6 protein-coding genes are annotated in these 7,226 nt (G+C 60.2%); 4 read left to right on the forward strand and 2 right to left on the reverse strand.

All coding sequences use genetic code 11. The features are described 5' to 3' along the window. The 3 genes from U9R61_RS08135 to U9R61_RS08145 form a co-directional block, all read left to right on the forward strand. The coding region (locus U9R61_RS08135; RefSeq protein WP_322488318.1) for an Ig domain-containing protein at nt 1-395 on the forward strand (395 nt) is incomplete at its 5' end. Between the two features lie 144 nt (nt 396-539). Next, on the forward strand, nt 540-1,355 hold the full coding sequence (locus U9R61_RS08140) for a hypothetical protein (protein WP_322488319.1): 816 nt from the start codon (nt 540-542) through the stop codon (nt 1,353-1,355). Nucleotides 1,356-2,380: 1,025 nt separating this feature from the next. Then, entirely contained in the window at nt 2,381-2,611 is a 231-nt protein-coding gene (locus U9R61_RS08145; RefSeq protein ID WP_322488320.1) for a hypothetical protein, read from the forward strand. A 91-nt stretch (nt 2,612-2,702) separates the two neighbouring features. Here the strand turns inward: U9R61_RS08145 and priA are convergent, their stop codons facing one another. Then, complete coding sequence (priA, locus tag U9R61_RS08150; RefSeq protein ID WP_322488321.1) at nt 2,703-5,231, reverse strand: replication restart helicase PriA; 2,529 nt, start codon at nt 5,229-5,231, stop codon at nt 2,703-2,705. 179 nt (nt 5,232-5,410) lie between these two features. On the opposite strand from priA, the gene U9R61_RS08155 reads away from it, so the two are divergent. Beyond that, a complete protein-coding gene (locus U9R61_RS08155; RefSeq protein WP_322488322.1) occupies nt 5,411-5,695 on the forward strand; it encodes a 50S ribosomal protein L25 in 285 nt (94 codons plus the stop codon). A gap of 26 nt (nt 5,696-5,721) precedes the next feature. Here U9R61_RS08155 and U9R61_RS08160 read toward each other — a convergent pair whose 3' ends face one another. Next, complete coding sequence (locus U9R61_RS08160; RefSeq protein ID WP_322488323.1) at nt 5,722-6,885, reverse strand: glycosyltransferase family A protein; 1,164 nt, start codon at nt 6,883-6,885, stop codon at nt 5,722-5,724. Nucleotides 6,886-7,226 lie beyond the last annotated feature (341 nt).

The raw sequence follows: 7,226 nt of genomic DNA on the forward strand, positions 1-7,226 counted from the left end.
CGACCGCCACGGCTACCCCAACCGCGACAGCCACCCCGGTTCCGACCGCCACGGCTACCCCAACCGCGACAGCCACCCCGGTTCCGACGCCGGGTCAGGCGCCGCAATTGGAGCTGAGCCTACCGGCATCATTAGTAGTTGGCAGTAACGTGCAACAGCAACTGAGCGCCACTGGTGGTAGCGGCAGCTATACCTACCAAGTGAGCGGTCAACTCCCGCCGGGGATCACGCTGAGCGCTGATGGCCGGCTCGAAGGGAACGTCACGCAGGTCGGCACGTACAGCTTTATCATCACCGTGACCGACAGCAATGGCCAAACCGCCAGCTTCAACTACGAGATCATCGTTGAACCGATGCGCGTCTTCGTGCCGATCATCCTGAAACTAGCGCCGTAACGTCCCTGTATCCGATGACCCCTGCCATAGTTTGGCAGGGGTCATTTTTGTTTTTGCCGTGATGGTGTGCCCTCTTTACAAAATCGAACATTTGTACTATAATTGAGCGCATGATCCGGTACGGCAACCAAGAGGAGCAAACGCATGATTGGGCGCAATCGAGTTCAAGCCATCACTGAAGCCATTACCCTCCAATACGCCAACGGCAAAAGCCTAGCCCGGCCAGTTGGCAGCAAACGATTCAGCCCCTATATCGGCTTCCACATTGAAGCCGGGCGCGATGACGAACTCGATGCGCGTTTCCGCGCGGCCCGGATCGAGCAGATCGAAATCAAGCACCAGCGGCAAGGCGGAGCGGAGATTGTGCGCCATTGGGCGCTTGGCGAGACGATCCGGTTTTACGTTGTCACCAGCGGCCCAGTGGCGCAAACCGTTGCCGGCAGCCTTGGCCGCAACGCCACCGCCACCGCCGCCGCCGGCATCGGCATGCGTTGGGGTAGCAACGATCGCAGCCGCATGGCCGTGCGCGGCTATCTCGATCTCCTCGTGCGGATGGATCTCCTCCGGCTGGCGCAACTGTCGGTTCGGTCGCGGATGACCGATGTTTTGTTGGCCGCCTTACTCGATCACGGGCGCGTGTGCGAGGCCGCCGATGCGCTTATTGACCGCACCCGCCACCCTGAGCTCGTTACGTTTCATGAGCTGGCACTCCCGCTCGGTCCCGGTGATGAAGAGGAATGGGGCAAGGGTGAGACGACAACGGTAGTGCCATTCAAAAGTCTCCATCCCGTTCAGATAGATCGCGACTACATCGAGCGCATCTGGCGACCCGACGCGGTGCATCAAGCGGCGCTGCGCGACTGGCCCGGCATTCAGGCGTGGGCCGGCGAGTATGCCCTGCAGGCCGATGAACGCAGCCCCAAAGAACGCAGTGACATGGTTGAGCCAGTTGGCAGGTAACGGACTCACCGCGCTGAAGCAGCGGCTGGCCCAGCGGCATCTGGGTGTACGGCGTTACCAAGGTTGCCATTATGACCTTCTGCTCATACATGCAGCGTTGTGCGACACGGTGGACGTTGGCCCTTGTCTCATATTTTTGTGGCCTTCAGCCTTCATCCCAGTTTTTCCTGCGCACCGTGTGGAGATCTCAAGGGTGAACAACAGGGAACCCGGCCCTGAAGGACTGGGCTATCCTTACGAAGCCCGCTACACAGGCTGAATAGTCACAAAAAGACACAAAAGGCACAACAATCATACGATGTTTTGCATCGTTTGGGTGTCTTTGGGGCTATTCTGCTCGGCGCCCCTCACCCCCTACCCCTGCTCCCACTGGCGCGGGAGAGGAGAGCAGAGCTACGCTTTGAGGCATCGCACAGCGAGCAACGGTTGTACTCAACCACAGGGTTTTGTCCGCCTCTCAACGCGGCGGGAGCAAGAGAGATAGGGAGCGGGGAATAGGGATAATTTAAGGATTCTCCCTTCCTCTGCCTCATTCCCAACCTGCTGCACCCGTTGCGAGAGAGCCCGGCCCTGAAGGGCCGGGCTTCTTTTAGAAGCCCGCTGCGCGGGCTGATGGCCCTCATAACACGGGAAAGAGGGGGTAGAGAACGGATACCCTCTCCCTTCCTTCGCTCCATGTCTAACCCGTTGCGTTCTTGGCGCGAGTACTCGTGCATCGGCACGTGCTTGACCATCCCCCACAACGTCTGCCCGTAATAGTGAGTCGCACGGCGAAGCCCCTGCAGGCAAGGCATAACCCTGCTCCGGCCATCATTGGCGCTAGCGGTGGCGAATTACTTCAGATACGGCGAACCGCGCAATGACTAGGTTGCCATCGCGCGATGAGTTTTATCACTCGCAGCAATTTGTATATCTTGCACAAATCAGAACTCTTGCAATTGTACAAAATATCCAGTATGATAAAAGCACAACCGGCAATGAAGCCGTCGCGACGAAGATAGTCTTGATAAGTAAGGAGCACGACAATGCGCAACGGGAATTTTGAGCAATATACGGTTGAAGAGGTATTGCAGACGTTCGGCGCTGAAGCTCGCACCTTCTTGCGTGAAAACCGGATCGACCGCAGCCATCTGCGCTTTGCCGATGCCTGCGCAGCCGCTAGCGTCAACCCCGACGAGTTCTTTGCGCAGCTCGATGCCAGTATGCGCCGCCGCGCAGCGCGGGCTGCGAAGCAGAACGTCGCGGAGTACGCTTAATCTGGTTACGTCTCTTAACCCCGAAAGACCGGCGCGGCTGCGCGCCGGTCTTTGATTTCGCCAAATCCGCCTGCGCTGGCGTTCGCCGTGTTCATAACACTTGCACCGGATCAACGTCGATGATCCAGCCGGGCAGCGGGCCGAGCGTGTCGAGGGCGGCGTGAATAGCTTGAGTGGTGCTATCGGCAGGCAGACGCAACAATACGTGCCAACGCCAACGGTCGCGTTGGCGGCGAAAGAAGGCCGGGGCTGGACCGATCAAGCGCCAGCCGGTCAGATCGCGCTCGCCAATGTAACGTTGGAGATCGGCGGCAAGGCGTTCGGCTTGCTTACGGCAGGTTGTTTCACTAGAACTGCTGATGACAAACCGGATCAGCCGGCCAAAGGGCGGGTAGGCCAAGGTGCGGCGAAAGGCGATCTCTTCACGGTAAAACGCCTGATAGTCGTGTTCACGTGCCGCTTGCAACGCATAATGGTCAGGCTGGTAGGTCTGGATAATCACCTGCGCTCCCTCGCTGCGCCGCCCGGCGCGCCCAGCCACTTGGGTCAAGAGCTGGAAGGTGCGTTCGCCGCTGCGAAAATCGGGCTGGTGCAGCCCGGTATCGGCAAGGATCACGCCAACCAGTGCTACGAGGGGCAGATCAAGCCCTTTAGCGATCATCTGGGTGCCGACCACCACATCGATTTGGCGCACTAACATTGCTTCCAGCAATTTGCCGTGCGCATCTTTGCCGGTGGCGCTATCGCGATCCCAACGGGCAACGCGGGCTTGCGGGAAGAGTTCACGCACCGCTTCAGCCACCCGCTGCGTGCCAACTCCCAGAGCTCTGATCTTACGACTGAGGCACTGGGGGCACACAACCGGCGCGACAGCCCGCTGACCGCACGAATGGCACATCAGAATATTCACCGGCGCGCCAGATTCGCTCGCTTCTTGATCATAATGCATCGTCAGCGGCGCAGCGCAGCGATCACAGCGCGCGACATAGCCGCAATCACGGCAAAACACAAACGAGGCCGCACCGCGCCGGTTGAGGAAGAGCAACGCCTGTTGGCCGCGTTCGAGCGTCTGGGCCAAGGCCTGTTGCAACGCGGTTGAAAAGATCGAGTTGTTGCCTTGTTGCAGCTCGCGCCGCATATCCACGATTCGCACCGGCGGCAACGGCAATGGACGGGTATGCACCAAACCATCGACGCCGATCTGGCTGCCGATCCGTTCAGGCAACTGCAACAGATGCAGACGCCCGGTGCGAGCCGCGTAAAAACTCTCGACGCTCGGCGTTGCACTGCCGAGCACGACCGTAATACCGCCTAATTCGGCTAATTGCAATGCGGTGTCGCGAGCGTGGTAGCGCGGGGCCGAATCGCTCTTGTAGCTCGGCTCGTGCTCCTCATCAACAATCACTAATCCCAAGTCGGGCAAGGGCGCAAACAGCGCCGAGCGCGCGCCAATCGCCAAACGCGCTTCGCCACGGCGCAATCGCCGCCACGCATCGTAGCGTTCACCGTCACTCAGACCGCTGTGCAACACTGCCAGTTGGCTGCCGAAACGAGCGGCAAACCGGCGCACCAACTGCGCCGTGAGCGCAATTTCAGGCGCTAAGACCAGCGCTTGGCGGCCTAGGCGCACTGCGCGCGCAATCAAGCGCAAGTAGATTTCCGTCTTGCCGCTGCCGGTAATGCCGTGCAGCAAAAATCTGCCGCCGGCACCGGCCTCCAGCGCCGGCACAATAGTCTCGTAAGCCTCGCGTTGGGCCGCGGTCAATGGCGGCGGGGTATCCGGCGGCGGCGTCAGCGACGCCAGCGGATCACGGTAGACCTCACGCTCAGACAGCACGATGAAACCGCGCCGTTCCAACGCGCGCACACCGGCCACATCAAGGCCGGTAGCCTGTCGCAATACCGCCAACGGTTGGGCCGCTCCCTGTTCGGCCAGCCAGCGCAACGCCGCGGCCTGCCGCGGAGCGCGACGAAGCTCACCAAGCGCGTTTTCCCAATCAAGGACGGCCAGTTGCGCCACCTGCTCGCGCCGTGGACGCACTCGCGGCGGATCGATGCGCGTCCCGCGCGTAATTAGACCGCGTTCGGCCAACGCCCGATACGCCACGCGCAAATCGGCATCACTGCCACGCAAAGCTGCGCGCAACTCAAGCTCGCTCTGCTCGCCATATCGCCGGAGATAAAACAGGATCGCTCGCTCCCGTTCCGGCAACCCACCCAACTCGTAGCGCAGGCCATCGGGAGTGGCCCGCCACGTGGTGACAGCCTGCTGAGACGTGCCCGGCGGCAAGCACAGATCAAGTACCGCGACCAGAGAGGTGTAATACGTTTGCGCAACCCAATGCGCCAAAGCAATCGTCAATGGCGGGATCGATAGTTCCGGATCGACCAGATCGATCAGATCGCGCAGCCCCCTGGCCGGACGTCGCTGTAAGCCAGCGATCACCCCTTGCACCTGTTGTTGGCGGAACGGCACCCACACCAGATGCCCAACGGCGATCAGGTCGTGAAGATGAACGGGCACGCGGTAAGCAAATGTACCGTCGTGCCGGCGCGCTGGCGCGCGAACGACCACATCGGCCACCAAAGCGATCGAATCGGTACCAGCAATCTCGGCCAAAGAGTCACCTCGCCACATTGACAATCCTACGACATAACCCAGGGAGCAAGCACTCTACAGCCTCTCATTGACAGCGCCGCCGTCACTTTATGATATACTATCCGTTCGGATCGCTGGAGGGTCTCGGGCTGGCAACGGGCCAACTTCTCCCCTCCGTAAACACAAAAGAGAGGCATCTTATGGCAAACGCCACCTTGGCAGCTCAGCGCCGCCACATCTTCGGCAAAAAGGTCAAGACTCTGCGCCACGAGGGCATCTTGCCGGCTAACTTTTACGGCAAGGGAGTGGAAACGACCGCGATTCAGATCAACGAGCGCGACTTCGAGCAGATCTTCCGCACCGTACCGAAGGGTGAATCGTTCACGCTCGACATCGAGGGGACGGCGTACCCGGTGGTGATTTATGTCGTGCAACGCCACCCGGTCACGCGCAAATTCATCCACGTCGATTTCAAGCTGGCGTAAACCGGTAGAAGGGCCGGTACGCGGCATCATCCCGCGTACCGGCGCCCCTTCCACGTCACCCCGTGCCCCAACTGCACGCGCACAATACCACAACCGGCAATAAATAAATACATCATCAAGCCAACCGGCCACAGCAGCGCATAGAGTGGGCTAAGCCGGTAAAATTGGCGGTACAGCATCCCCCAGAACAGCAAGCCAACCAGCCATGCCAGCAGGCCAGCGCCGGCAGCGGCATACCCAGCGCCGCCGCCGCTCAACAAACCACCAGCCATCAGCATCAGCGGCCCGTAGGCTTGCGCCAACAGCAGCGCCATCCCGGTCAACGAACGCCAGCCGCCGCTGCGTGAACCCGCGGAAGCGTTCTTCATCAAGCCTTCCGCCACTTCAGCGGCATTGGTATACATCCGTACAGCCAGATACTCCATCCCAATCGCACCACGCACTGAAAACCCAGCGGCACGCAAAGTCTGGCCGAGCCGCACATCTTCGAGCACCTCGCCGCGCACAGCGTTATGGCCGCCGATCGCATCATAGGCGGCGCGGCGGACAAAAATGCACTGGCCATTCGCAAGTACCTCGTTGGGACGCACATCAGGCTGGGCCAGCCGCTCGAAGGGAAAAATCGACACAATGAGCGCAATGAATGGCGGCAACACCAAACGTTCGGCCCACGACCCCAATTCGAGAAAAGGGAAGATCGTCACCATATCGCCATGAGTGGCCTGCGCATGGCAGAGCAAAGCTGCCGCTAGATCAGGGGCCGGCGCCGTATCGGCATCGAGAAAGAGCAACCACCCACCGATCGCGGCATCGCTCGCTTGCTGGCAAGCGTTACACTTACCGACCCATCCCGGCGGCAATGGCCGGCCCGACACCACCCGCAGCCGCGAGTCGGTTGCGGCCAGTTCGGCTAAAATCGCCGGTGTGCGATCGGTCGAACCATCATCAACCACAATCACCTCAAAGTGCGGATAGCGCTGGGCCAGCGCCCCGCTCACGCAACGGCGAATCGCCCGCTCTTCGTTCCGCGCCGGGATGAGGATCGAGATAAAGGGCGGGTCGGGCGGCAAACAAGGCGGCGACAAGCGCGGAATGCGGCACATTCGCCGCCAATTCGCGCCAAAACTCGCGATCAGGGCGAGCGCGCACACCACCCACAACAGCGCAAACCACATAGGCACCTCGTTCATGGCGGCAACCTCAGATAGTATAGCAGTTTCGTTCCACTGCGCATTGCTATAGCACAATGCGACTAAGGTCTGGCCGGAAGCTGAGTACGCATGCACAAGCGGCGACAGGGAAGGATACGCTCCTCGAAGCATAGCCAATCAACACGCTGGTCAGCGAGTGCGGTAGTGGGACGACCGCACTTCCGACATCAATCCAAAAATTCGTCACCATTACCCACGGTAGCAGCAGGTCATCAAAAACATTTTACTTCATTCTGATGCAGCAAACCGTCGTATGACGAGGGCGCTTGACAAAATCGGCGGCATTCGCTATACTAGCCAGCGTTGTGAGGGCAACGGTC

Source organism: Chloroflexus sp., assembly GCF_034431535.1.
GTDB lineage: Bacteria > Chloroflexota > Chloroflexia > Chloroflexales > Chloroflexaceae > Chloroflexus.

Bases quoted from the DNA above. Each gene is read 5' to 3' on its own strand.
- U9R61_RS08145 (WP_322488320.1), top strand. From the start codon at position 2,381: ATGCGCAACGGGAATTTTGAGCAATATACGGTTGAAGAGGTATTGCAG.
- U9R61_RS08155 (WP_322488322.1), top strand. From the start codon at position 5,411: ATGGCAAACGCCACCTTGGCAGCTCAGCGCCGCCACATCTTCGGCAAA.
- U9R61_RS08160 (WP_322488323.1), bottom strand. From the start codon at position 6,885: ATGAACGAGGTGCCTATGTGGTTTGCGCTGTTGTGGGTGGTGTGCGCG.
- U9R61_RS08140 (WP_322488319.1), top strand. From the start codon at position 540: ATGATTGGGCGCAATCGAGTTCAAGCCATCACTGAAGCCATTACCCTC.